Here is a 24,508-nt window from a genome sequence, read left to right as displayed (position 1 = left end):
TATTGAATTCTAAAAAACTATTTCTTGTTTAATGCTTCACTCATTTCGTTAGAAATTGCCGAGCGTTCCATTTTTAGTTTTCCAGACATTGTTTCTATAACAACTGTAGTTTCTGCAAGTTCAGCTACTTTTCCGTGCAAACCGCTTTTTGTAACTATTTTGTCACCTACTTTTAGCGATGCTTCAAAGCTTTTTTCTTTTTTTACTTTGTCATTTGCTGGTTTTATCATAAAAAAATAAAACACGAATGGTATTAAAATATAAGGTAAATATTGTACAAACTGTCCCATAATAATTATTTAGTTTTTGCAGGAGTTCCTGCTTTTGGGTTAATATTAGTTTTAAAGTGAATTATCTCGCTTCCAGCTTCTGTATTTGTTCTTAGTGTTACTGTTTTTTCTTGCTTTCCTATTTTTCCTTCAGAATTAAAAATGATGTTTACTTCACCACTTTCACCAGATTTTATAGGTGTTTTTGTCCATTCAGGAACGGTGCAACCACAACTGGCATGAGCATCTAAAATTACTAAATCACTTTTTCCTGTATTCTTAAACTTAAATACATGCGAAACTTTATCTCCTTGTGTAATATCTCCAAAGTCGAAATCTGAATTTTCAATTTCAATTTTTGGATATTCTCCAGGTTTCATAGTTTTCTTTGGCTCAATAACCGTTTGTTCTGCTGGGTATTGTGGTGACGTAATCATGTTGTTTGCATCCAAAACAATCGAAGTGTTTTCTTCCTTCTTTTTGCAAGATACAGTTGCTAATAATGATGCAACTGCAATAAAAGTCATTATATTCTTAATCATAAATTTACTTTTTACATTAAACCTCGTCCCGTTTTCTTTAATTTACCGTTAGCTTCAAATTCTTTGACTAAATTGTCTAAAATTCCGTTTATAAAAATACTACTTTTTGGAGTCGAATATTCTTTAGCCAATTCAAGATACTCATTTATCGTAACTTTTACAGGAATAGATGGGAATTTCAGAAACTCACAAATAGCCATTTTTAAGATTATTGTATCTATCTCGGCAATACGATCAGCTTCCCAATTCGGTGTTTTTTCTGCAAATTCTTTAGCTAACTCCTGATTATTAAGTACTACTTTTCTGAATAAGTTCCCTACGAATTCCTTGTCTTCGGTATCGTTGTATAATTTTGGCACAAAGAAATTACCGTTTTCGGTATTCTGAATGGCTTTCAATTGTTTTAGAATCAAAGTATTTACTAACGGAATATCGTCTATCCAAGTTAGTTTATGGTCTTCTAAATATTCGTATAACTTAATATTTGGAGCAATAATTTCGGCAAAAACTGAAGCAATAAAATCTCTATCTTCTTCAAAATTAGATTTGGTATTACTCATATAATCACTATACAAAGTACTTTCTTTGATGGCTTGTAATAAGATTAGGATATAATCGTCGTTATGTTTCCAGTTGTTTATTTTCCTGTCTTCGAGTGCATTTAGCAATGATTTATTCTCTGTTAGAATAGTCAAAACTTTGTTGTTTACAAACTTTAGGTTAGGATTTTTTTCTTCTTTAGTAACTAAGTGTTTGTTACGAGAAATTTCTATTAGTGTGTCTTCTTTAGATTGGATTTCGACCAATGTTGACACCATTATTAGGTACAAATCTTGTACGTTTTCGATACTTTGAAACAAGAATTTCTCTTCTTTCTCCAGATTATCTGATTGTGTTTGACGCATAGAATATAACGTCTGCATCACTTTAACTCGAATATGTCGTCTGTTTAACACTTTGTAAGAACATTTAAAAATTAATGGAGCGAAAGAAATTCTTTCACTCCACAAAAGTACAATTTTATTTTTAAGATTTATAGACTTCTTAGAATTTTAGACTTCTTAGAAAAAAAATCTAAATTTCTAAAAATCTATTTAGAGATTTCTTTTTTTCTTAAATCGATACGATTTTGCGCAATTCTCATTGCAGCTTGATGCGTCGTGATTTTATTTGTATCAGCATAATCGAAAATCTCCAATGTTGTATTGTATATATTTTCAGTTCTACGCATAGATTCCGCCATGTCATAACCTACAATTTCTGCATAAACATTAATAATTCCACCAGCATTAATTAAAAAATCCGGTGCATAAGCAATTCCTTTTTCTTGCAATAGTGCTCCGTGTATATTTTCGTTCCCTAACTGATTGTTTGCTGCTCCAGCAATAACTTTTGCTTTTATTTTGTGAATTGTATCGTCGTTTATAGTCGCTCCAAGTGCACAAGGCGCATAAATATCGACATCAGCTCCGTACAAATCATCGCCAGTATAAATTTGTGCTCCGTATTTATTACCTATTTCTTCTAATCTTCCTTGATTTATATCCGAAATGATAACTTTTGCACCTTCTTTTGTTAAGTAATCTACAAGGGTTTCACCTACGTGACCAATACCTTGTACCAAAACTTTTTTTCCTTCTAAAACATCTGAACCAAATTTGTATTTGGCAGCAGCTTTCATTCCCATATAAACACCGTAAGCAGTTACAGGAGAAGGGTTTCCAGAACCACCTTTTTCGATAGAAACTCCAGTAACGTGAGGTGTTTGCAGGCGGATTAAATCCATATCACCAGTCGTTGTTCCTACATCTTCGGCAGTAATATATTTACCACTTAGAGAGTTTACGTATTGACCAAATTTAGCAATCATTTCAGGTGTTTTATCTATTTTAGAATCACCTATAATTACTGCTTTCCCACCGCCAAGATTTAATCCTGTGATTGCAGACTTGAAAGTCATACCACGTGACAAACGCAAAACATCGTTTAGCGCTTCCCATTCGTTAGCGTATTTCCACATTCTAGTACCACCAAGCGCTGGCCCTAAAACTGTATTGTGTATACCAATTATTGCTTTCAAACCAGTATCTTTGTCATTGCAAAAAACAATTTGTTCGTGGTTATCGAAAGACAATTGTCCAAAAACTGGATCAATTTTATGAAGTTCGCTAGCTTTTACAGATTCTGTAATCATAATGAATATTTTTTAGATTGTGTCTTTTTAAAAAGTCGGTGCAAAATTACGCATTTAATTCAAAAATTCATAAAATTAAAGCTAATTGTTAATAAAATATTATTGAATTCGTAATTACATAATAATCAGAATTTTAAACAATTAATAGCTTTTATTAAAAAAAATAGCTTTTATACACCATTATTTATATAAAATGAAAGAATTACGCTATCTAAACCCTTATTTTTTTAAATACAAATTTCATTTTTTACTAGGAATATTATTTACCATTGCTGCCCGAATATTCTCGTTATTTACTCCAAAATTAATAGGAAGCTCTATAAATGCAATTGAAGAACATTTGAAATTGAATGCGTCAAATCCTGTTATTGTTAGAGAAATTTTATTGAAAAATATTTTGCTGATATTAGGAACTACTCTATTAGCAGCTATATTAACGTTTTTTATGCGTCAGATGCTTATCGTTATGTCTAGACATATTGAATTTGATTTAAAAAATGAGATTTTTAAACAATACGAAAATTTGACTCAAAATTTTTACAAACAAAATAGAACTGGAGATTTGATGAATCGCATTAGCGAAGATGTGAGTCGAGTAAGAATGTATGTTGGACCTGCGGTTATGTACACCATCAATACTGTGATTAGCTTTACAATTATCATTGTATACATGTGTCAGATTTCTCCTTTACTTACCTTATATACGCTTTTACCTTTACCAATTCTTGCTTATTTAATTTTCAAATTAAGTACCGAAATTAATACTCGTAGTACAGTTTTTCAAGAAAATTTATCAAGCTTATCTAATTTTTCTCAGGAAATGTTTTCTGGAATTCGAGTAATTAAAGCTTATAGCATCGAAAAAAATAAACAAGATGAATTCGATATTTTATCGTTACAAAGTAATGAAAAGAGCATGAAATTGGCTAAAACACAAGCATTATTTAGTCCGCTTATTTTACTATTGATAGGTATTTGCAATCTTCTGGTTGTCTTTTTGGGTGGTATGATGTACATTAACGGAAGTATAAAATCTATTGGAGATATTGCTACATTTATTTTAGATGTAAATATGTTGGTTTGGCCAGTTGCCACAATAGGTTGGGTTTCTTCATTGATACAAGAAGCTGAAGCCTCTCAAAAACGTATTAATGAATTTTTGAAAATCGAACCTGAAATTAAAAATAATAATCTGACTCCCATGACTTTTACTGGGAATATCAAATTTGATAAAGTGTCACTGGTTTATGAAGATACAAACATTAAAGCTTTAGATACTATTAGTTTTTCGGTAAATAAAGGAGAAACTTTGGCTATTATAGGACGAACTGGCTCAGGGAAATCGACTATTTTATCATTAATAAGCAGGTTATATGATCCGACTTCTGGTAATATAACGATTGATGGTGTGCAACTTCCTGAAGCAAACCTAAAAGATTTGCGCAATAGTATTGGAGTTGTACCGCAAGATGCATTTTTGTTTTCGGATACTATAAAAAACAACATCAAATTTGGCAAAGAAAATGCTTCCGACGAAGAAGTGATTGTTGCAGCAAAAAACGCTGTAGTTCATGATAATATTATTGGTTTTAAAAACCAATACGAAACTATTCTTGGTGAACGCGGAATCACACTTTCTGGCGGACAAAAACAACGAGTTTCTATAGCGAGAGCGATTATTAGCAATCCCGAAATTTTATTATTAGACGATTGTTTGTCTGCTGTAGATACCGAAACCGAAGAAACTATTTTGAATAACCTTCAAGTTATTTGTAAGGATACAACCACAATAATTGTAAGCCATAGAGTCTCGTCGGCAAAAAATGCGGATAAAATTATTATCATAGATAATGGGACGATTGTACAAGAAGGCACTCATAATCAATTAGTAAACCAAGAAGGTTATTACAATGCTTTGTATTTGAAACAAATTGCTGAAAAAGAAATGTTATAATTGTTGTTTTGTTCTGATTTTTTTTTCACTTTTGACGAAACAAAACAACCAAAAACCGATAGAATGAATAGGAATGAAAATGATATGTTAGAAAAGGAAGAGATTTTTTCTAAAGTATTAAGAGCCGGAAGAAGAACTTATTTTTTTGACGTTCGCTCTACAAAAGCTGATGATTATTACATAACCATAACCGAAAGCAAGAAATTTACCGAAGAAGATGGTTCTTTTCACTTCAAAAAGCATAAAATTTATTTGTACAAAGAAGATTTTACCGCTTTCGCTGAAATTCTAGAAGAAATGACTTCTTATGTACTAAATAACAAAGGTGAAGAAGTAATCTCGGAAAGGCATCAAAAGGATTTTAAGAAAGAATACATTTCAGATAAATCATCATCTGACGAAGAAATACCATCTACTGAAAATTTTACTGATATAGATTTTGATGATATTTAATTAATCACAAATGAAAGCCCAAAATTATTATTTTTGGGCTTTTTTTTATCCAATTCTCAAGCCGTTTTCTACTTTAATATCAGAAGAAAGTAAAACAATATCGTTTTCATTTCCTATCGAGCCAAGAACCAAACATTCGCTCATAAACTTGCCTATTTGCTTTACAGGAAAATTGACTACCGCAACAATTTGTTTGTTTAATAAATCTCCTTTTATATAACGCTTTTTTATTTGCGCTGACGTCTTTTTTATACCTATTTCTATCCCAAAATCGATGATGAGTTGGTACGCTGGTTTTCGTGCTTCTGGGAAATCATTAACTTCTATTATTGTTCCGATTCGCATTTCTACTTTTTCGAAATCTGACCAAGTTATTGTGTTCATTTGCTTTATTTTATTGAGCTTCGACTTAATTTCGTTTAAAATAAATGTACAAAAAAAATCCTCCGTTTTACAACGAAGGATTTTTTAATATTATATTTTAAAACGATTATGCGTTTGCTTTCGCGTGTCTTGCATTTATTTCTTCTTTGTCTTTTTTAGACATTGTGTCAACCAATACTGGCGTCGCAATAAACAAAGATGAATAAGTTCCTATGGCAATACCTATTAACATTGCAAAGATAAATCCTCTAATTGATTCTCCACCAAAGATAAACATAATCAACAATACCAATAACATAGTTAATGAAGTATTGATTGTTCTAGATAATGTAGTATTAATAGAGTCATTTACAATTTGGTTAATATTTCCTTTTCTGTTTCCGTCAAGGAATTCTCTAATTCTGTCAAATACAATTACAGTATCATTCATAGAATAACCAATAACAGTAAGAATTGCTGCAATAAAGTGCTGATCCATTTCCATGTGGAAAGGCATAAATTTATAACATAAAGAGTAAATACCCAATACAAATATAACGTCATGCGCAACAGCAGCTAATGCTCCTAATGAATAACCTAATTTTCTAAAAGATACTACTAAGTATAATGCTACAACCAACATCGCTCCTAAAACTGCCCAAAATGAGTTCGTTTTAATATCTGCTGAAATGGCTGGACTTATTTTTGAAGCCTGTAATACACCTAATTCTTTACCATCGTAAGCATTGATAAATTTTTCATAAGTCATATCTGCAGAGAAGTGACCTTTAAGTACATCATATAATTTTTGATTTACTTCTGTATCAATGTTTACTCCTTCTTCTTTAATTTTATATTTTGTAGTTATCTTAAGTTGATCATCTGTACCGAATATTTTTGCTTCAGCACTTCCGAATACTTTAGACAATTCTGCAGCAACAGCTGAAGATTCTACTGGTTTCTCAAATTTCACTTGAAAAGTTCTTCCTCCAACAAAATCGACACCTTCATCTAATCCATTTACAAAGAAAATAGATACTAAACTGATAATAATAACGCAAGATGAGAAAATATAAGTTCCTCTTTTTATTCTTAAGAAGTCAAAATTAAATCCTGTAAACCAGTTTTTAGACCAACTGTTTGCAAATTCTAGTTTAGTTCCTTTTGCAACGGCTCTATCTAAGAATATTCTTGTAATAAAAATAGAAGTAAATAATGAAGTTATAATACCTATTAATAATGTTAATGCAAATCCTTTGATAGGTCCTGTTCCGAAAATATAAAGAATAGATCCTGTTAAAATATGCGTTACGTTTGCATCAATGATAGAACGCATTGCTCCTGTCCAACTGAATGATTTTTTAACCGCTTCATCAAGACTTAATCCTGCACGCAATTCTTCTTTTGCACGTTCGTATATAATAATATTAGCATCTACTGCTGTACCCATTGTTAAAACGATACCTGCAATACCTGGCAATGTTAATACAAAACCAAAACTTGCCATTACTCCAAAAAGGAATAATAAGTTTACTGCCAAAGCAATATTTGCATACCAACCTGATTTACCATAATAAAGTAACATCCATAATGAAACAAGTAATAAACCAACGATAGAAGAAGCTAAACCACTATCAATAGCTTTTTGTCCTAATGATGGCCCTACTACTTCCGATTGAACAATTTCTGCAGCTGCAGGTAATTTACCAGCACGCAAAACGTTAGCTAAATCTTTAGTTTCATCGATAGTAAATGCACCAGAAATTTCAGAACGTCCTCCAGAAATTGGTCCAGAAGAAACACCTGGAGCTGAGTAAACAACATTATCTAAAACAATGGCAATATTACTTTTTTGAGTATAAGCTCTTCCTGTTAGTTCTTCCCAGATTTTTGCTCCTTTACCATTCATTTGCATCGTTACCGATGGTTTTCCCATTTGATCATACGAATTAGAAGCATCTACAAGTACGCCACCACTCATAGGAGGTGTGTTTGTTCTGTTTCCTTTTAATGCATATAATTCAACAACATCACCTGTTTTTTCAGAAGGTTTTCCCCAAACGAATTTAGTATCTACTAAATCACTTGGTAATAAAGCTTTGATATCTGAACGTTTGAAATAACTATTAATTGCTGCTGTATCTTTAGATTTTACGTAAGCTAATACTGGACTTCCTTGTTGTCCTCCGCTAACGATTTTGCTAAAAAACGGACCAGCATCTGCTTTAGTTGCAGTTGAATCTTTTACAGTTTTATCTACTAGTAAAGAATCAATTTTTGAAGTTGCTTTTGGAGCTTCAGCTACTACTGATTTTTCAGTTTTCTTTAAAGCTTCATTTACTGAACCTAAATAGCTACCAATTTCTTCAACTTTTAATGTTTCCCAAAATTCTAATTGTGCTGTACTAGATAATAATTTTTTTGCTCTATCTACATCTTTTGCTCCTGGAAGCTCAACTAAGATACGACCTGTACTTCCTAACTTTACAATATTAGGTTGTGTTACACCAAATTTGTCGATACGCTCACGAAGTACTCTAAAAGCACTTTCGATAGATTCTTCAACTTTTTTGTTAATTACTTTTTTAGCATCAGAATCTGACATTTGCATTTTAATCTCTTCTGCTAAATTTCTGTTTCCAAAAATATCTGGTGAAGATAATAATGTAGTTCCGTTAGAATTTGCATCAAAAGCGTCATAAAAAGCATTTAAATAAGACTGATTTCCTCTTTGATTTGTTTTTGCATCAGCCAAAGCCTTAACAAATACTGGATTTGTAGAGTTATTAGCTAATTGTTTCAACACGTCTTTAACAGAGATTTGCAATATCACATTGATACCACCTTCTAAGTCAAGACCTTTGTTAATTTGTTTTGTTTTTACCTCATCATAAGTGAAATTTGTAAAACCAAGGTTAAACACATTTTCTTTCCCTATCGAGTCAAGATATTTTACTTCTCTTTCTGGTTGTCCAGCTGCAATGGCTTTTGCATCACTTTTTACTTTATTAGCAACAAATGTGAAAGAAAGTTGGTAAATACTTACCAGTGCAAATATTATTGCAATAAATTTAATAAGTCCTCTATTATGCATTCTGTGTAAAAATTAATTAATTCTCTGTTTGATTTCTTTATTTTGAATTATAAAAATACGGTAAAAACACTACCATATTTTCACAAAACGTGCAAATATATAAATTTAACCACAAAGAACACAAAGAATTTCACAAAGTTCACTAGGTTTCTAAATTCTTTGTGAACACCGTGAAATTCTTAGTATAATTTGCAGTTAATAAACTAAGCTAAAACTGATTTTAAATCAGCATTCATATTACGAACAGCATCAGCGCTTTTTACAAATAATGCCTTTTCGTTATCGTTTAGGCTGATTTTAACAATCTCTTCGATACCGTTTTTACCAATAATACAAGGCACTCCGATACAAATATCTGATTGTCCGTATTCTCCGTCAAGCATCACTGAACAAGCGATCATTTTCTTTTGATTATTCAAAATACTATCTACAAGATAAGCAACTGAAGCTCCTGGAGCATACCAAGCTGAAGTTCCTAATAATCCTGTTAATGTTGCTCCACCAACCATAGTATCAGCAGCTACTTTATCTAATTGCTCTTGAGAAAGAAATTCAGAAACTGGAATTCCGTTATAAGAAGCCAATCTTGTTAATGGAATCATAGTTGTATCACCGTGACCACCAATAACCATTGCAGAAACATCATTTGCAGGTTTGTCTAATGCTTTTGACAAATAATATCTGAAACGTGAGCTATCTAAAGCACCACCCATTCCGATAATTCTATTTTTTGGTAAACCTGTAGATTTCAATGCTAAGTAAGTCATTGTATCCATTGGGTTCGAAACCACTACTACAATAGTATTTGGAGAATGAACCAATACGTTTTCTACAACCGACTTAACGATTCCAGCATTAATACCAATTAATTCCTCACGAGTCATTCCTGGTTTTCTTGGAATTCCAGAGGTTATTACAACAACATCACTGTTTGCTGTTTTAGAATAATCGTTTGTAACTCCAGATAATTGCGTATTAAAACCTGTATTGGTAGCACATTGCATGATATCCATAGCTTTACCTTCGGCAAAACCTTCCTTGATATCTAATAATACTACTTCACTTGCAATTCCTCTATAAGAAATAGCATCTGCACAAGATGCTCCTACGTTTCCTGCTCCTACTACTGTAACTTTCATTTTTAAGTTTATTTGTTTATTTGGTAATTAGTTTATTTGTTTAATCGGTTAAACGAAAAACGATTAACCGATTAAACCTTTTATTTATGCATCAATATTTGCGTATACTGCATTTTTCTCGATAAATTCTCTACGAGGTGGAACCTCATCGCCCATTAACATTGAGAAAACTCTGTCAGCTTCTGCTAAACTATCAATATTTATTTGACGTAAAGTTCTGAATTCAGGATTTAAAGTAGTATCCCACAATTGTTCTGCATTCATCTCTCCAAGACCTTTATAACGTTGAATTGCAGCACTTCCGCCCATTCTTTCGTTCGCCTGATCACGCTGCACTTCATTCCAAGCGTATTCTTTTTTATTTCCTTTTTTAACAAGGTATAATGGTGGTGTTGCGATATAAACGTGACCTTCTTCGATTAGTTCTTTCATAAAACGGAAGAAGAACGTTAATATTAAGGTAGAAATGTGACTACCATCAATATCGGCATCACACATAATCACTACTTTATGGTAACGTAATTTTTCTAGATTTAATGCTTTACTATCTTCGGCAGTACCAATAGTTACTCCTAATGCTGTAAATATATTACGAATCTCTTCGTTTTCGAAAACTTTGTGATGCATTGCTTTTTCAACATTCAAAATCTTACCTCTTAAAGGCAAAATCGCTTGAAAAGCTCTGTCGCGTCCTTGTTTTGCAGTTCCTCCTGCCGAATCTCCCTCGACAAGGAAAACTTCACATTTTGCTGGATCTTGTTCTGAACAATCTGATAATTTTCCTGGCAATCCTCCGCCACCCATTACGGTTTTGCGTTGTACCATTTCACGCGCTTTCTTAGCAGCGTGACGTGCTTGTGCAGCCAAAATTACTTTCTGTACGATGATTCTAGCATCATTTGGATTTTCTTCCAAATAATTTTCAATCATATCTCCAACTGCTTGAGAAACTGGAGAAACTACTTCTCTGTTACCCAATTTAGTTTTGGTTTGTCCTTCAAATTGAGGTTCAGCAACTTTAACAGAAATAATAGCTGTTAATCCTTCACGGAAATCATCTCCTGAAATTTCGAATTTCAGTTTATCCAACATTCCAGAAGCGTCTGCATATTTCTTTAAAGAACGAGTTAAACCTGTTCTGAAACCTTGCAAGTGCGTTCCTCCTTCGTGTGTATTGATATTGTTTACGTAAGAAAAAATATTCTCCGTATAACTTGTATTGTAAATCAAGGCAACTTCAACAGGAATGTCACTTTTGTCGTTATCCATAGAGATTACGTGCGCAATAATTGGCTCACGGTTTCCATCTAAATAACGAATATATTCTTTTAGTCCTTCTGTTGAATGAAAAACTTCTGAAACAAAATTTCCTTCTTTATCTAATTCTCTTTTATCTGTAAAAGTGATTGTAATTCCTTTGTTTAGAAACGACAATTCACGCATACGAGCCGACAAAGTATCATAAGAATACTCTGTAGATTGGGTAAAAATTGTTTCGTCTGGATAAAAAGTAACAATGGTTCCACGTTTTGTAGTTTCACCAATTTGTTTTACTGGATAAAGTGCTTTTCCTTTTTCGTATTCTTGTTCGTAAACTTTACCATCACTACTGTGAACAGTTGCTCTCAAGTGATTTGACAAAGCATTTACTACCGAAACTCCAACTCCGTGCAATCCTCCAGAAACTTTATAAGAATCTTTATCAAATTTTCCTCCTGCACCAATTTTAGTCATTACAACTTCCAGTGCCGAAACTCCCTCTTTTTTGTGAATTCCAACCGGAATTCCACGTCCGTTATCTTCTACAGAAATCGAACCATCTTCATTAATATCTACTCTAATCGTATCACAATGACCTCCCATTGCTTCATCGATAGAGTTATCGACAACTTCGTAAACTAAATGGTGTAAACCACGAACACCTACATCTCCAATATACATCGACGGACGCATACGAACATGCTCCATTCCTTCTAATGCCTGAATACTATCTGCTGAATAATTATCCTTCTTAATTTCGTCGCTCATATAAATTTATTCTAAAAAAAATGTAATTTTTGTCTAACACGCAAATATATAAAAATGAAGCTACTTTTGTTAGAATAATACCCTAAATTACCTTTAAGTTATTAACATTTTATGAATAGTTTTTAATAAAAAAACATCCCGATATTTGAGACGCTTTGAAAAAATACTTACTCAACTATTCCAATTTTGATTGTTTATACTAAATAGTTGGCATATCTCATAATAATTAACATTTAATTTTCTAAAACCATTTAGCACCTTTCTGAAATGAATATACAAAATTAATGTGGCAACTTATTTCTAAAATAACCGTAAACCCAAGTCCCAACAATTGCAAAAAATAAGGGCACAATCGTTACTGTTGCTCCAGTTCCTATTTGAGCGAAAATTGGTCCCGGACATGCTCCAGTTAATGCCCAACCTGAACCAAATATTAGCCCACCAATGATTTGTCCTTTATTAAACTTCTTATCATGGAACTCTATTTTTTCACCATAAATGGTTTTAATATTGAATTTTTTGATTAGAAAAACAGAAATTATTCCAACCATAACAGCACTACCAATAACACCATACATGTGAAAAGATTGAAAGCGAAACATTTCTTGAATGCGATACCAACTTATAATTTCTGCTTTGATGAATACAATTCCAAATAATAAACCAACAATCAGATATTTTATATTGTGATACCATTGGTGTTTCAAATGACTTTCGTTAATGCAAACCGTGTCTAAAGAACGAGTTTCAAAATCTTTATTTTGATCTTTATTTTTCATAATTATATTTTAAAGTAAAAGTATGTAAGGGAGAATAAAATTTGCCATTATCAATCCACCAACAAAAAAGCAACAAGTAGCGATTAGTGATGGTAGTTGTAAATTAGACAAACCCGAAATAGCGTGTCCGCTAGTACAGCCTCCAGCGTATCGAGAGCCAAAACCAATCATAAAACCACCAACAACCATAATCAGAAAGCCTTTAAGTGTGAATAAGCTTTCCCAAGAAAAAATTCCTGCTGGCAGTATTCCATTGATATTTGTAATACCATACGTGGCTAATTCTGTTCTAAAATGCCCATTAATGACTATTGGATTAGGATTGGATAATAAACTAAAAGTAACTATACCACCAATTAGAATACCAAGTACAAAAAACATATTCCAGATTTCTTTTTTCCAGTTGTAGCTAAAAAAAGAAATATTTGCAGGTAAACAAACCGCACAAGCATGTCGCAAATTGGCACTAATCCCAAAGTTTTTATTTCCTAAAATTAGTAATGCTGGCACTGTAAGCCCTACTAATGGTCCAGCGACGTACCATGCCCAAGGTTCTTTAATAAATTCTATAATTTCCATATTTTAAGTTTACGATGTGACATTTTTATATTTTTTTTGCTACACTAAATCAAATAAATAACCATCGTGTTTTTATTTATTGATTGCATCATTTACATCTAGCCAAGATCCTCCATTTATAATGTTAGTAAACCCATTTTGTTCTAAAATAGCTTTGGCTTGACTACTCCGGTTTCCGCTTCGGCAAAAAACAATAATATGTTCTTTTCCTCTAAATTTTGATAATTGATTTTGTATTTGATCTAAAGGAATATTAGCTGACCCTTTCACATTACCCTGAGAGAATTCAGATGACGTACGCACATCAACTAAAAACGCTCCATTTGTTATTAATTTTTTCATTTCAGAATTGTTTGTTTTTGAAAATATTTTTTTGAATGCTCCAAACATGACGATTATAATTAGTGTTATGATGATTATATTAATATTTTGCTTTGGCATACAAAATCTGTTTTAGGAACCCTTGTTTTTGCAATAGCATTAAACCCACCTTGAATTTCAGAGAAGTTTCCATAACCTCGAGCTTGTAATATTGATGCTGCCATCATGGAGCGATAACCACTTCCACAATGCATATAAAAATGTTCTTCTGGATTAATATCTTTTATCCATTCATTTATTGAAGACAATGGTCGGCTGTATGCTTCATCAACGTGTTCTGCTTCGTATTCACCTTCTTTACGGATATCAATAATTTTGCTTTCGCCAATTTTAAATTCTTTTTCAAATTGCCCGGCAGTAATTCTATTAACAGTATCAACATCAAAACCTGCTTGAGTCCAAGCTTGAAATCCATGTTTTAAATGTCCGATTAGATTATCAAATCCAACACGACTCAAACGAGTAACTGTTTCTTCTTCCATCCCACTTTCTGTAACTAATAAAATAGGTTGTTTCACGTCACCAATCAAAGCACCGACCCAAGGAGCAAAATCGCCGTTGATACCAATATTTATTGATTGAGGAATAAACCCCTTAGCAAAATCAGCATTATTACGAGTGTCTAGAATTAGCGCGCCTGTTTCTTCAGCTACCGCTTCAAATTCAACTGCTTTAATAGATCTCATGCCATTACTGAATACGTTTTCAAAACTTTCAATTCCGCTTTTATTCATGGCTACATTCATTCCAAAATAGGCTGGTGGTGGTAATAAACCATCGGTAACTTCTTTAATAAATTCGGCTTCGGTCATATTTGCTCTCAAGGCATAATTATTGGCTTTTTGTTCGCCAATAGTTGAAACGGTTTCTTTACTCATGTTTTTTCCACAAGCAGAACCAGCACCGTGTGCCGGATATACAATTACATTATCAGCCAATGTCATTATTTTGTTTCGCAAGGAGTGAAACAGTGTTGCAGCCAATTCTTCTTGAGTCATTGAAGCTGCTTTTTGTGCCAAATCTGGTCTACCAACATCTCCTATGAATAAAGTGTCTCCAGAGAAAACAGCATACTCATTATCATCTGCATCTATCAGTAAATAAGTTGTACTTTCCATAGTGTGACCTGGCGTGTGCAATACTTTAATTTTTATTTCACCGATTTCAAAAACTTGCGCGTCTTTAGCAGAAATGAATTCAAATTCCGGCTTTGCATTTGGTCCATACACAATTGATGCTCCTGTTTTTCTTCTTAAATCTAAATGACCGGAAACAAAATCAGCATGAAAGTGGGTTTCAAAAATATATTTTAGCTTAACACCATCTTTCTCTAACCTTTCCATATAAGGCTGTGTTTCACGAAGTGGATCAATGATTGCCGCTTCGCCATTTGAAGTAATGTAATAAGCTCCTTGTGCTAAACATCCTGTGTAAATTTGTTCTATTCTCATATTCTTAATTCTATCGTTATTAAATTCTACACAAATGTATTTGATGTATTTGCACTGGTTAGTGACAAAAGTTACACAGCATAAAAAAATAAATAAAAGGCTTACAACCATGTAGACTAATTAATATGGTTGTGATTTTTGTCAAACAATTTTATTATTTTAAGAAAGTTTCTTTAGTTATAATATATATACCCATTATGAGTACAAACCAACCAAAAGCTGGTTTGAGTTTCGCGCCATCAATTTTTTTTGACAAAACAGTTCCAATTATCATTCCTACTATTGCAATTACAGAAATAATAAAAAGAAATTGATAATTAATTTGCACTCCATTTAAAACATCTCCTCCAAATCCAATTATAGAATTTATGGAAATAATCAACAAAGAAGTTCCAACAGCTTCTTTCATAGGGAGATTTGCAAAAAACAACAATGCAGGAATAATCAAGAAACCACCTCCCGCTCCTAAAAATCCAGTTACTAATCCTATTAAAAAACCAATTACAACTAATTTTTTATAATCCAGCTTTTTAGTTTTTTCCACATCCTTATTTGATTTTTTTATCATTGAAAATGAGGCCACAATCATTAGAATTGCAAAAACAATCATGATTAAAAGGTTTTTAGAGACTACAAAATCATTAATCGAGAATATTGATATTGGTATTATAGGAAGAATTATTTTTCTAATAAAAAGTAAAGAAAGTATCGAGGGAAAAGCAAAGATTAAAGCGGATTTAATTCTTAAATTACCAAACTTATAATGCCCATAGGAACCAACTAATGCTGATATTCCAACAATAAATAAAGAATAACTAGTAGCGCTTTCGGGATTTATTTTAAACAAATAAACAAGTACAGGAACTGTTAAAATACTTCCGCCGCCACCTATCAATCCTAAAGATAAACCAATAAGTATTGATGCAAAATAACCTATATATTCCATAATTGTAAAATTTTATGTTGCAAATATTGTCAGTAAAAAATTCACAATCAGTAACTTTTATCACATAGGTCATTTTATTTTAAAAGCTCAATATGATTACGATGCAATTTTAACTCACCTCGCTGTTCTAATTTTTTGAGTAATCTAGAAATTACTTCTCTTGAGGTATTTAATTCAGTCGCAATTTCTTGGTGTGATAATTTTAAATCTTTGCAGCCACAAGCATCTTTATGTCGCTTTAAATAGAATTCGAGACGCTCATCCATCGCTTTAAAAGCAATACTATTGATAACCTCTAGAACTTCTTCAAATCGATTGCGATAAGTATCAATAACAAATTCATACCAACTACGGTGTTGCATCATCCACTTATCCATCAAAGGCAAAGGAATCATTACTAATTCGACATCTTCTACAACTTTAGCCATAATTTGGCTTTTCTCATTTTTTGTGGCACAAATCATAGAAATTGCGCAGGCTTGTCCGGGTTGCAAATAATACATAAAAAACTCCCCTCCATCATCGTCTTCACGATAAATTTTAATACTACCACTGAGAACTAATACTGTATTTTTTATGTACTGACCAGTTCGCATGATAACATCTCCAGTTACAAAAGATTGATTTATTGCATTAGCATTAATATCTTCTACAAGTACATTTGAAAACGATGGAAATATTTTTTTAAAGTTTTGGTTCATTTTTGCAGTTTTATACTAAATAGAATTATTTAGTGGAATTCAATTTGGAATAAAATTACTTAAATTTTATTCCAAATAATAATAACCGACTGACATATCAACAAATAAAACTTTTCATTCTTTGATTAAATAAAAATGTAAATAAAAGGCTAACTTATATTCTATAATAATTTCCAATGAAAAAGCGCCCCGAAATTCGGGGCGTTCTAAGAGAAAAATTAAAAGAGAAAATTAAAATCGTTAAGCCAATATATTTGATTTTGCAATCTGCACATCTGCTTGTACGTGCGCAGCGTTTGCACGACCGCTTGGGTCTTGGTTTTCTTGCCATTTTGGAATCCATTTTCGTACGGTTTCGGCAGCGCTTTGCTGTGGATAATATTTATGAAAAATGGTTCTATAAAAATAGGCTTCTTTGGTTGTAGGTGTGTTGTAAGAAAATAATTCTTTGGCCGAATCTAATTGTTCATCTGTAACTTTTGATGCACAATATTCGATTAATTGATCGATCCAGTTATAACCAACACCATCAGAAAATTGTTCTTTTTGACGCCATAAAACTTCATCGGGAAGATACGGATTGTCTGGTGTATCGAAGGCTTTACGAAGAATATATTTCTCTTTTCCGTCATAAGTTTTTGGTTGTTTCTCTTCTGGTTTGATTAACATCGCAACATCAAGAAAATCTTTATCTAGAAAAGGAACACGAGCTTCGAGTCCGTGTGCCATAGTCGATTTATCGGCACGAAGTAAATCGGCTGTGAATAATTTCTGAACTCTTTCAATCGTTTCTTGTTGGAAATCTTCAGTTGAAGGCGCATTTCTAAAATACAAATAACCTCCAAAAATTTCGTCGGCTCCTTCGCCCGAAAGCACTACTTTTATTCCCATATCTGTAATTGCTTTCGACAAGAAATACATAGGCGTACTTGCTCTTACTGAAGTCACATCGTAAGTTTCTAAATGCCAAATTAATTTATCTAAAATCTCTATTCCTTGTTCGATTGTAAAATGCACTTCGTGGTGTTCTGTTCCTAAAAATTCGGCTACTTTACGAGCTGCTTTGGCATCAGGCGCATCAGCATCTAAACCAATAGAAAATGAATGTAATTTTTTGCCTTTTTCTTTTAGCAATCTTGAAGCGATAGATGATGTTAATGACGAATCTAACCCTCCCGAAAGTAAGACTCCAATTGGCACATCGCTCATTAATCTTTTGCGAGTCGCTTCAGTTAATGTGTCACGAATGAGTTTTAAATCTAATTCGTTTGTTGCTTTTTTATAATCGTCATATTCTGGTTTGTAATACTTAACAAATCCCGTTTTCGGCGTATAATAATGTCCTGGAGGAAAAGTTGAAAAAGTTTTACATTGGTCAGTAATAGGTTTCATTTCCGATGCAAAATACATTCTTCCTCTTTCGTCAATACCATAATACAAAGGCTTCACTCCCATTGGGTCACGTCCTGCGATATAATCTTCGCCATCGATAACCACAAAAGCAAAGTCTCCATCTAATTTATTTAGAAAATCATAACCAAATTCTTCATACAAATGCACAATCACTTCGGAATCTGATTTGGTTCTGAAAACATGTTGTTTTAAAATCCCGTCTCTTAGCTCTTGATGGTTGTAAATTTCACCATTATGAATCATCCAAGCTGAAGAAGAACCTTGAATAGGTTGACGTCCCGAATGCAAATCGATAATTGACAAGCGTTCGTGACTTAAAATATGTCCGTTTTCCGTCACATGCAAATCGCTTTCGTCTGGTCCGCGATGCGACATTCTTTTCGACAATGTTTTTACTAATTCTTGGTCTTTCCCTTTTCCGATAATGGCTAATATTCCGCACATAATGTTTGTTTGTTGATTCGGTTATTTGTTTATTTGATATATAACTGAAACAAAAGTGCGTATTATAGTTAATTTTTAAAATAAATAATCCATATTTAATTATAAATATTAATTAAATATGGATTATTAGTATAAATTTTAAACTAAATATGTTGAAAATTGATTTTGAAGTTTTAAATTGTAATTATTAGCCCACGGATTTAACGGATTTAAACTAATGAACATGGATTTTTTAAGAAATTTCTTGAATACTATATTTAGTACCATTTATCTCAAACTCGTAACCAACTCCTTTTCCCATTAACTGAATTCCCAATGGAGATTGTGGCGAAATAGCAAATATATTTTGATTTTCGACAGTGATTTTAGGTAAAGCTACACTCATATAAACTGTCAAATTATTAGTTTTCACAAAACTGCCAATTGCTACTTTATTATGAATTTGTGAAGTATCAATTTTATCTAAAATAGATTTTTGTTCTAATGCTTCTTTGAGTTTTTGTGTCAGTTTTTCTTGTTCGATATGCATCATAGACAACGCCGTTTCGTGCTTATCGCCTGCCGAACCTTTAGCATCATTTTTCGAATCTTCGGTTAATGAAAAAATCATATCTTGAAAAACATCGATTTTATCTTGAACAAGTTGAAGGTATTGTTGGTGGATTTTTTGTTTTGAAAACATTTAAACATTATTTATTTTAAACACAAAGAACGCAAAGTTTTTCACAAAGTTCACTAAGCAAACGTATTAAAAAACTTTGTGAACTTCGTGGTTTTCTCAGTGAACTTTGTGGTTAAATAACTCTAAAAATCAAATTTATAACTTGCTCCAATAATTACTTGCGCACCTTGCACAGGATAATTTAACCATTTTTCGTAGCCTTGATTCGCTAGATTATTTCCTTTTAAGAAAGCCGTCAATCGTTCGTTGTATTTGTAACCTACGTGTGCATTGATATCGAAATAAGCGTCTAAAGAAACAACATAACCATGACCAAGAAGGTTTGAATTTATCTGTCTATCAAATCTTTCCCCAACATAAAATAATTGAGTTCCCGCATACCATTTTTTACCTACATTAAAATCAGTCGTGAAAGATGCTTTTATAGTTGGTAAATTCCAGGCTTTATTTCTAGAATCAGTAGTTATGTAATCATTCACTTCTGCATTTAACCCAAAAGAGATATTTTTGTTTATATCGCTTTTTAATTCACCAAAGAACGAAAATGTTTTAATATCATCATAAACAACACCCATTGAATTCCCTAAAGTATAATGATTTTTATTTCTGTTGTAAGACCAAAAATCATTAGATTTAAACAAAGCTTGATTTTTTGTCGAAATATAAGATGCTTTCAAATTATAAGACAAAGTACTTGCTAATTTCCCCCTTAAACCTGCATAAATATCATATTGTTTGTCGGTTGGCTCGATAAATAATGTTGGTGACAAAAATTTGTTTTGACCTACAAAATTTGCATAAGAATTTTGAGCTAATCCACCTTCGGCTCCTGCAAAAGCTATCATTAAATCGCCAACTACTTTATACGATAATTTAACTTTTGGATAAATAAAGAAACCGCTTTTAGTCTCATTATTAGTCTCTGAATAAACATAAACATCTTTCATTTTCGAAAGAAAAGCGACTTCCGCACCCAATTCGACCGACAAATCATCTTTTAGAATTTTGAAACTCGGATTGGCACTAAATATTAAAATAGATTTATTAATATTTGTAGCAAGTCCAATATTTCTAGAGTCTAACATATAAGAAGTATCGAAACTGGTATTTAGATAATCTACACCAAACCTTGCTTTTACAGCAGTATCCCCAAAATCTAAATTTAAAACCGGTTTGATTATAAACCGATTTTCTTTAGATCCGTAATTGTCGGAAAAACCAACAAAATTCAGATTTGCTTTTTCGAAAAAACTATCTGAAATAGTCAATTCTGAACCTAACGAAATTGTATTGTATTGATGACTTGGATTTATTGTATCTAATCGAATATTATTAAAATTAACCTTTTCAAAAGGCAATCCGTACCAATTATAGCCTTCGTGTTTGTACCCTAAATCTAATTTGAAATTGGTTTGCTGACGATTATAACCATACATCAAATTGACGGAAGATTCTGAGAATTTATCGTCTAACACTACATTTTTGATGCCGCCTTGAGATGATTGATGTCTTACCATTCCGCCAACATACTGGTAATTATCTATTTCGTGCGAAACAAACAATTCAGTATTTACAGTTCCGTAATTTCCAAGACCAAAAGTTGCATAGTTAGAAAATAATTTTTCTTGTTTGGCTTTTTCAACACCAGCCGCTTTCCCTTTAGATGGTGTAAATGTTGAAGCCACAGGAAAGGAGAAAATCTGATATTTAACTTCTTCCTTCTTACTGGTTTCGTTATCGTTTAGCGTTGGAATTTCTTTTACTTTAAACGCATCGGAAATAGTTGGTGTATATGGTTTTACCACGTTTACTACTTCCGTACCAATGTTTTCGTCTTTCTTTTGGGCGAAAGAAAATTGGAATGTTATTAATAGAATGATGATGATTTTATTTTTCATATATTTTTTATTGCTATTTCACAAAGTCACTCGAAAATGACACAAAGATTCACAGAGTTTTTATTTAGAAATCGACGAATTGGTTTTGGCTTCTTCTACCTTAATTAAATCAAGTTCTTGTTTGGCTTCATCAACAACATCGGTATAATCTGTAAAGTTTTTAATCACACTTTCCAAAATATAGGTTGCTTGAAAACTATCTTTTAATCCGTAAAAATTCTTTGCCATAACCACTAATCCTTTGGCACCAAAATATTTATATCCTGAATAATCTTTGGCTAATTTTTGAACCACTTTGTTAGAATCTTCGAATTGTGAAGCTGCATTTTTGAAATGCGCCTCATAAAATAAAGCTTCTGCAGCGAGTTCTCCTTTTGCTATTTTTTGCAATTTGGCGTAAGCTATTTTAGCTTTTGCTTCGTCACCAACTTTTATAGCGGAACGAGCTACAATGATTTGTGCATCACTCTTAATTTTGTCTTCTGTTTTAGGGTTTTCTAACACTTTTTCGGCGTAAATCACTGAATTAGCATAGTCTTTTTCGGTATAATAACTTTTCATCAAATTGGCTTGTGCGTAGGTTTTGTTTTGAGGAAAATCGGCTTCGATTTCTAGACGAAGTAAAACTGGAATTGCTTTTACATAGTTTGTGTTTCGCAAGTAAATTTGACATAATCGTGACAACGCTTGTTCTGTATATTCGTTTCTAGATTTTGAAATTGTGAACTCATAATAAGGAATCGAATTAGCCGATTCTTCTTTAAAATAGCTTTCCGCCAAATAAAAATTAGCTTTTAGAATACGAATTCCGTTAGGAAAAGTCTTAATATAACTATTCAAATTTGTAATAGCTTGTTTATTATTTCCTTGCAAATATTGCTTTTCGGCAGCTTCCCAAGAATCATTATCTAAATCGGAATCAGAAATTTCGACAAAATCGAGCGATTTTACCCAAGTAGCATATTCATCTACTTTTCCGTTATCTACATAAATTAATCGTGCCGTTTTTACTGCTTCTAGCGCTTCTTCCGATTTTGGAAAATCAGCCACTACTTTTTTAAATTTGGTTAATGCTTGTTCGTCTTTATCTGCATTATAATAAATTAAACCTTGACGAAGAATCGCTTTAGATGTGTAACTTCCATTACTATTTTCGGCAATTAATTGGTCATAAGTTTTTATTGATGACGATGTTTCGTTTTCGGCAGTATATGTATTTGCTAATTCGAACAAAGCATCATCGCGATATTGTGACTTGGGATAGGTTTTTAAAAATTGATTGAAATCGGAAATTTTCTTGTCATTTTTACCCATAAATCCGTAACAAATCGCTTTTTGAAAAGCAGCATAATCGGCATCGAAAGTTTTTAAAATGATAGCTTTATCATACGCTTCTAATGCTGATGAATATTTTGTGGTTACAAATCTACTATCAGCCAAACGCAAGTAAGCATCGGTTAGACGAGTTTTATCATCTTTCGAAACTTCGATATATTTCTGAAAAAAATTGCCTGCTTGTTCGTATTCTTTCAACTTAAAATGACTGTAAGCAATGTTGTAATTTACATTTGCAAATTCGGTTGTTTCTTTGGCTTCTGGATAACCTAAAAATTGTTTGAAGCTTAATAAAGCATTGGTAAAATCATCTAAAACATATTCGGTTTCTGCTTTCCAGAACGTGCCACGAGCAGAAAAATTCCCATCTTTTTGTTCAGCAATCGATTTTTTGAAAATAGCTAATGCTTCTTTGTAATTTCCATCAGTAAATAATTCTAAACCACGATAAAAAGCTACTTTTTGATACGCCGTTTTGTTTCCAAATGATTTGTTTCTTTCTAATAAAATCAATGCTTCTTTATAATTTTTTGAAGTGATGTAAGAATTAATCAAAAGATTTTCAATTTCTGATTTATTTGGATTTAATGGATATTTTGTCATAAAACCATTCAAAACATCGGGAACACTTTGGTACGAATTCCCAATATCATAACTCAAACGAGCATAATTTAGGTAAGCATCTTCTTGAATTTTTGTATCAAAAGTCATTTCCGAAGCATTTTTGAACGCATTTAAAGCTTGTTGTTTTTTATCGGTTTTTAAATAACTTTCTCCTAAATGATAGTAGGCATTTTGAGCGACGAAATCTTTACCATCGATAATTTTATTAAACTGCGTAATGGCATTTTCGAAATCATTTTGTTTGTAAAAAGCGTATCCCAACTGATAATAATCGGTGTTATTCCACTTCCCTTTTTTGCCTTTGTATTCCTTTAGAAACGGAATCGCTTCGTTATATTTTTTTAAATTAAAATAACTTTCACCAATAATTTTATTCAACTCCGATTTTTCCATCGCATTAGAACTATTCATCGCCGCTTTCCCTAATTCGATAGCTTTGTCGAATTTTCCTAATTTAAAATTCATATCCGCTTGAAAATACGATAGCTTTTCCTTATATTTTTCTTCGCCAGAAACTTGATCAAAATATTTTGTTGCTTCCTTATAATCGTCGCCTTCATAAGCCAAGAAACCTAAATAATATTTTGCTTGCGAACCGTATTCTTGAGTATTGACTACTTTATTAAAATATTGAGTGGCTTCTTTCTTTTTTCCAGAATTAAAAAAACTATAACCTTTATAGAAATTATATTTATCTAATTCGTCTTTGGTTAAAGTGCTTTCGTCAACTTTATCAAACCATTCCAACGCTTGCGGATATTTTCCTTGTTCGAAATAATAGGTAGCGACTTCGGTAAATGCTAAATTTTGTTTGGTACTTGTTGGATAATTTTTCACAAAACTTTCCATTTTTTCATCAGCATTATTCTGATTTAATCTGATGGCACAATTGGCACTATAATAAGTACAATCGGCCTCCAATTCTGGGTTTGAATTTTCTTGTTTTACCTTATCAAAAAGTATTTGTGCCGATAAATATTGTTTGTTATTAAATAAAGTTAAAGCTTTATTATAATCTGCTAAATCGTTAGTATAAATGGCCGATTGTTGTGCAAATATCGAAGTAATTCCGAAAAACAGAAATAGGAAAAGTGACAAGAAATATTTTTGCATTGGTAACTTATTTTAGAATTTCAAATATAGTAGTTTCTTATTCTTCAAACGAGGAAAATTGGGCTTTAGTATTCAAATTTTAATAACAACTCAAATTTTATTTTGAATAAGAAACATAACTTACTA

The 24,508-nt window shown here is 32.2% G+C and carries 20 protein-coding genes; 2 read left to right on the top strand and 18 right to left on the bottom strand.

What is annotated here, in order from left to right:
- Positions 1-17: 17 nt before the first annotated feature.
- The 4 genes from yajC to BM053_RS03575 all read right to left on the bottom strand — a co-directional run bounded on the left by yajC (position 18) and on the right by BM053_RS03575 (position 3,005).
- Entirely contained in the window at positions 18-290 is a 273-nt protein-coding gene (gene yajC, locus BM053_RS03590) for a preprotein translocase subunit YajC (protein WP_091474098.1), read from the bottom strand.
- A gap of 5 nt (positions 291-295) precedes the next feature.
- The gene (locus tag BM053_RS03585) at positions 296-811 is read right to left on the bottom strand and encodes a DUF1573 domain-containing protein (protein WP_091474096.1); all 516 of its coding nucleotides are present in this window, start codon (positions 809-811) and stop codon (positions 296-298) included.
- Between the two features lie 11 nt (positions 812-822).
- Complete coding sequence (nusB, locus tag BM053_RS03580; protein WP_091474094.1) at positions 823-1,734, bottom strand: transcription antitermination factor NusB; 912 nt, start codon at positions 1,732-1,734, stop codon at positions 823-825.
- Positions 1,735-1,901: 167 nt separating this feature from the next.
- The gene (locus BM053_RS03575; protein WP_091474092.1) at positions 1,902-3,005 is read right to left on the bottom strand and encodes a Glu/Leu/Phe/Val family dehydrogenase; all 1,104 of its coding nucleotides are present in this window, start codon (positions 3,003-3,005) and stop codon (positions 1,902-1,904) included.
- Positions 3,006-3,198: 193 nt separating this feature from the next.
- Here BM053_RS03575 and BM053_RS03570 point away from each other — a divergent pair, with 193 nt between their 5' ends.
- Both BM053_RS03570 and BM053_RS03565 read left to right on the top strand, forming a co-directional pair.
- On the top strand, positions 3,199-4,959 hold the full coding sequence (locus BM053_RS03570) for an ABC transporter ATP-binding protein (RefSeq protein WP_091474090.1): 1,761 nt from the start codon (positions 3,199-3,201) through the stop codon (positions 4,957-4,959).
- Between the two features lie 63 nt (positions 4,960-5,022).
- Positions 5,023-5,412, top strand: coding sequence for a PUR family DNA/RNA-binding protein (locus BM053_RS03565; protein ID WP_091474747.1), 390 nt, complete (start codon positions 5,023-5,025; stop codon positions 5,410-5,412).
- A gap of 45 nt (positions 5,413-5,457) precedes the next feature.
- Here the strand turns inward: BM053_RS03565 and BM053_RS03560 are convergent, their stop codons facing one another.
- The 14 genes from BM053_RS03560 to BM053_RS03495 form a co-directional block, all read right to left on the bottom strand.
- On the bottom strand, positions 5,458-5,796 hold the full coding sequence (locus tag BM053_RS03560; RefSeq protein ID WP_091474087.1) for a tRNA-binding protein: 339 nt from the start codon (positions 5,794-5,796) through the stop codon (positions 5,458-5,460).
- Between the two features lie 106 nt (positions 5,797-5,902).
- Positions 5,903-8,869, bottom strand: a complete 2,967-nt coding sequence (gene secDF / locus BM053_RS03555; protein ID WP_091474084.1) for a protein translocase subunit SecDF — start codon at positions 8,867-8,869, stop codon at positions 5,903-5,905.
- A 203-nt stretch (positions 8,870-9,072) separates the two neighbouring features.
- Positions 9,073-10,008 (bottom strand): malate dehydrogenase, encoded by a 936-nt coding sequence (locus BM053_RS03550; protein ID WP_091474082.1) that lies wholly within the window; start codon positions 10,006-10,008, stop codon positions 9,073-9,075.
- An 84-nt stretch (positions 10,009-10,092) separates the two neighbouring features.
- The gene (gyrB, locus tag BM053_RS03545; protein ID WP_091474080.1) at positions 10,093-12,036 is read right to left on the bottom strand and encodes a DNA topoisomerase (ATP-hydrolyzing) subunit B; all 1,944 of its coding nucleotides are present in this window, start codon (positions 12,034-12,036) and stop codon (positions 10,093-10,095) included.
- A gap of 281 nt (positions 12,037-12,317) precedes the next feature.
- Positions 12,318-12,815 (bottom strand): DUF6691 family protein, encoded by a 498-nt coding sequence (locus BM053_RS03540; protein WP_208600937.1) that lies wholly within the window; start codon positions 12,813-12,815, stop codon positions 12,318-12,320.
- 9 nt (positions 12,816-12,824) lie between these two features.
- The gene (locus tag BM053_RS03535; protein ID WP_091474744.1) at positions 12,825-13,388 is read right to left on the bottom strand and encodes a YeeE/YedE family protein; all 564 of its coding nucleotides are present in this window, start codon (positions 13,386-13,388) and stop codon (positions 12,825-12,827) included.
- A 78-nt stretch (positions 13,389-13,466) separates the two neighbouring features.
- Complete coding sequence (locus BM053_RS03530; RefSeq protein WP_244148501.1) at positions 13,467-13,736, bottom strand: rhodanese-like domain-containing protein; 270 nt, start codon at positions 13,734-13,736, stop codon at positions 13,467-13,469.
- Positions 13,737-13,810: 74 nt separating this feature from the next.
- Complete coding sequence (locus BM053_RS03525; protein WP_091474073.1) at positions 13,811-15,226, bottom strand: MBL fold metallo-hydrolase; 1,416 nt, start codon at positions 15,224-15,226, stop codon at positions 13,811-13,813.
- Positions 15,227-15,380: 154 nt separating this feature from the next.
- A complete protein-coding gene (locus BM053_RS03520) occupies positions 15,381-16,172 on the bottom strand; it encodes a sulfite exporter TauE/SafE family protein (protein ID WP_091474072.1) in 792 nt (263 codons plus the stop codon).
- A gap of 74 nt (positions 16,173-16,246) precedes the next feature.
- Positions 16,247-16,873: a Crp/Fnr family transcriptional regulator gene (locus BM053_RS03515; RefSeq protein ID WP_091474070.1), complete on the bottom strand. Its 627-nt coding sequence runs from the start codon at positions 16,871-16,873 to the stop codon at positions 16,247-16,249.
- Between the two features lie 240 nt (positions 16,874-17,113).
- The gene (gene asnB / locus BM053_RS03510; protein WP_091474068.1) at positions 17,114-18,730 is read right to left on the bottom strand and encodes an asparagine synthase B; all 1,617 of its coding nucleotides are present in this window, start codon (positions 18,728-18,730) and stop codon (positions 17,114-17,116) included.
- A gap of 232 nt (positions 18,731-18,962) precedes the next feature.
- Complete coding sequence (locus BM053_RS03505; protein WP_091474066.1) at positions 18,963-19,412, bottom strand: GreA/GreB family elongation factor; 450 nt, start codon at positions 19,410-19,412, stop codon at positions 18,963-18,965.
- A gap of 122 nt (positions 19,413-19,534) precedes the next feature.
- Positions 19,535-21,310: a TonB-dependent receptor gene (locus BM053_RS03500; RefSeq protein ID WP_091474064.1), complete on the bottom strand. Its 1,776-nt coding sequence runs from the start codon at positions 21,308-21,310 to the stop codon at positions 19,535-19,537.
- A 60-nt stretch (positions 21,311-21,370) separates the two neighbouring features.
- Positions 21,371-24,382 (bottom strand): tetratricopeptide repeat protein, encoded by a 3,012-nt coding sequence (locus tag BM053_RS03495; RefSeq protein ID WP_091474062.1) that lies wholly within the window; start codon positions 24,380-24,382, stop codon positions 21,371-21,373.
- Positions 24,383-24,508: the final 126 nt, after the last annotated feature.

The organism is Flavobacterium swingsii (assembly GCF_900111965.1).
Lineage (GTDB): Bacteria > Bacteroidota > Bacteroidia > Flavobacteriales > Flavobacteriaceae > Flavobacterium > Flavobacterium swingsii.
Note: the sequence above shows the minus strand (reverse complement) of the source record. Positions and strands in the feature narration are given on the sequence as shown.

What these genes read in the sequence shown, in the direction of transcription:
- BM053_RS03570 (WP_091474090.1), top strand. Translation starts at nt 3,199, where the DNA reads ATGAAAGAATTACGCTATCTAAACCCTTATTTTTTTAAATACAAATTT.
- BM053_RS03525 (WP_091474073.1), bottom strand. Translation starts at nt 15,226, where the DNA reads ATGAGAATAGAACAAATTTACACAGGATGTTTAGCACAAGGAGCTTAT.
- BM053_RS03500 (WP_091474064.1), bottom strand. Translation starts at nt 21,310, where the DNA reads ATGAAAAATAAAATCATCATCATTCTATTAATAACATTCCAATTTTCT.
- BM053_RS03520 (WP_091474072.1), bottom strand. Translation starts at nt 16,172, where the DNA reads ATGGAATATATAGGTTATTTTGCATCAATACTTATTGGTTTATCTTTA.
- BM053_RS03515 (WP_091474070.1), bottom strand. Translation starts at nt 16,873, where the DNA reads ATGAACCAAAACTTTAAAAAAATATTTCCATCGTTTTCAAATGTACTT.
- BM053_RS03560 (WP_091474087.1), bottom strand. Translation starts at nt 5,796, where the DNA reads ATGAACACAATAACTTGGTCAGATTTCGAAAAAGTAGAAATGCGAATC.
- yajC (WP_091474098.1), bottom strand. Translation starts at nt 290, where the DNA reads ATGGGACAGTTTGTACAATATTTACCTTATATTTTAATACCATTCGTG.
- gyrB (WP_091474080.1), bottom strand. Translation starts at nt 12,036, where the DNA reads ATGAGCGACGAAATTAAGAAGGATAATTATTCAGCAGATAGTATTCAG.
- BM053_RS03575 (WP_091474092.1), bottom strand. Translation starts at nt 3,005, where the DNA reads ATGATTACAGAATCTGTAAAAGCTAGCGAACTTCATAAAATTGATCCA.
- BM053_RS03550 (WP_091474082.1), bottom strand. Translation starts at nt 10,008, where the DNA reads ATGAAAGTTACAGTAGTAGGAGCAGGAAACGTAGGAGCATCTTGTGCA.
- BM053_RS03495 (WP_091474062.1), bottom strand. Translation starts at nt 24,382, where the DNA reads ATGCAAAAATATTTCTTGTCACTTTTCCTATTTCTGTTTTTCGGAATT.
- BM053_RS03540 (WP_208600937.1), bottom strand. Translation starts at nt 12,815, where the DNA reads ATGAAAAATAAAGATCAAAATAAAGATTTTGAAACTCGTTCTTTAGAC.
- nusB (WP_091474094.1), bottom strand. Translation starts at nt 1,734, where the DNA reads ATGCAGACGTTATATTCTATGCGTCAAACACAATCAGATAATCTGGAG.
- BM053_RS03505 (WP_091474066.1), bottom strand. Translation starts at nt 19,412, where the DNA reads ATGTTTTCAAAACAAAAAATCCACCAACAATACCTTCAACTTGTTCAA.
- BM053_RS03585 (WP_091474096.1), bottom strand. Translation starts at nt 811, where the DNA reads ATGATTAAGAATATAATGACTTTTATTGCAGTTGCATCATTATTAGCA.
- secDF (WP_091474084.1), bottom strand. Translation starts at nt 8,869, where the DNA reads ATGCATAATAGAGGACTTATTAAATTTATTGCAATAATATTTGCACTG.
- asnB (WP_091474068.1), bottom strand. Translation starts at nt 18,730, where the DNA reads ATGTGCGGAATATTAGCCATTATCGGAAAAGGGAAAGACCAAGAATTA.
- BM053_RS03530 (WP_244148501.1), bottom strand. Translation starts at nt 13,736, where the DNA reads ATGAAAAAATTAATAACAAATGGAGCGTTTTTAGTTGATGTGCGTACG.
- BM053_RS03565 (WP_091474747.1), top strand. Translation starts at nt 5,023, where the DNA reads ATGAATAGGAATGAAAATGATATGTTAGAAAAGGAAGAGATTTTTTCT.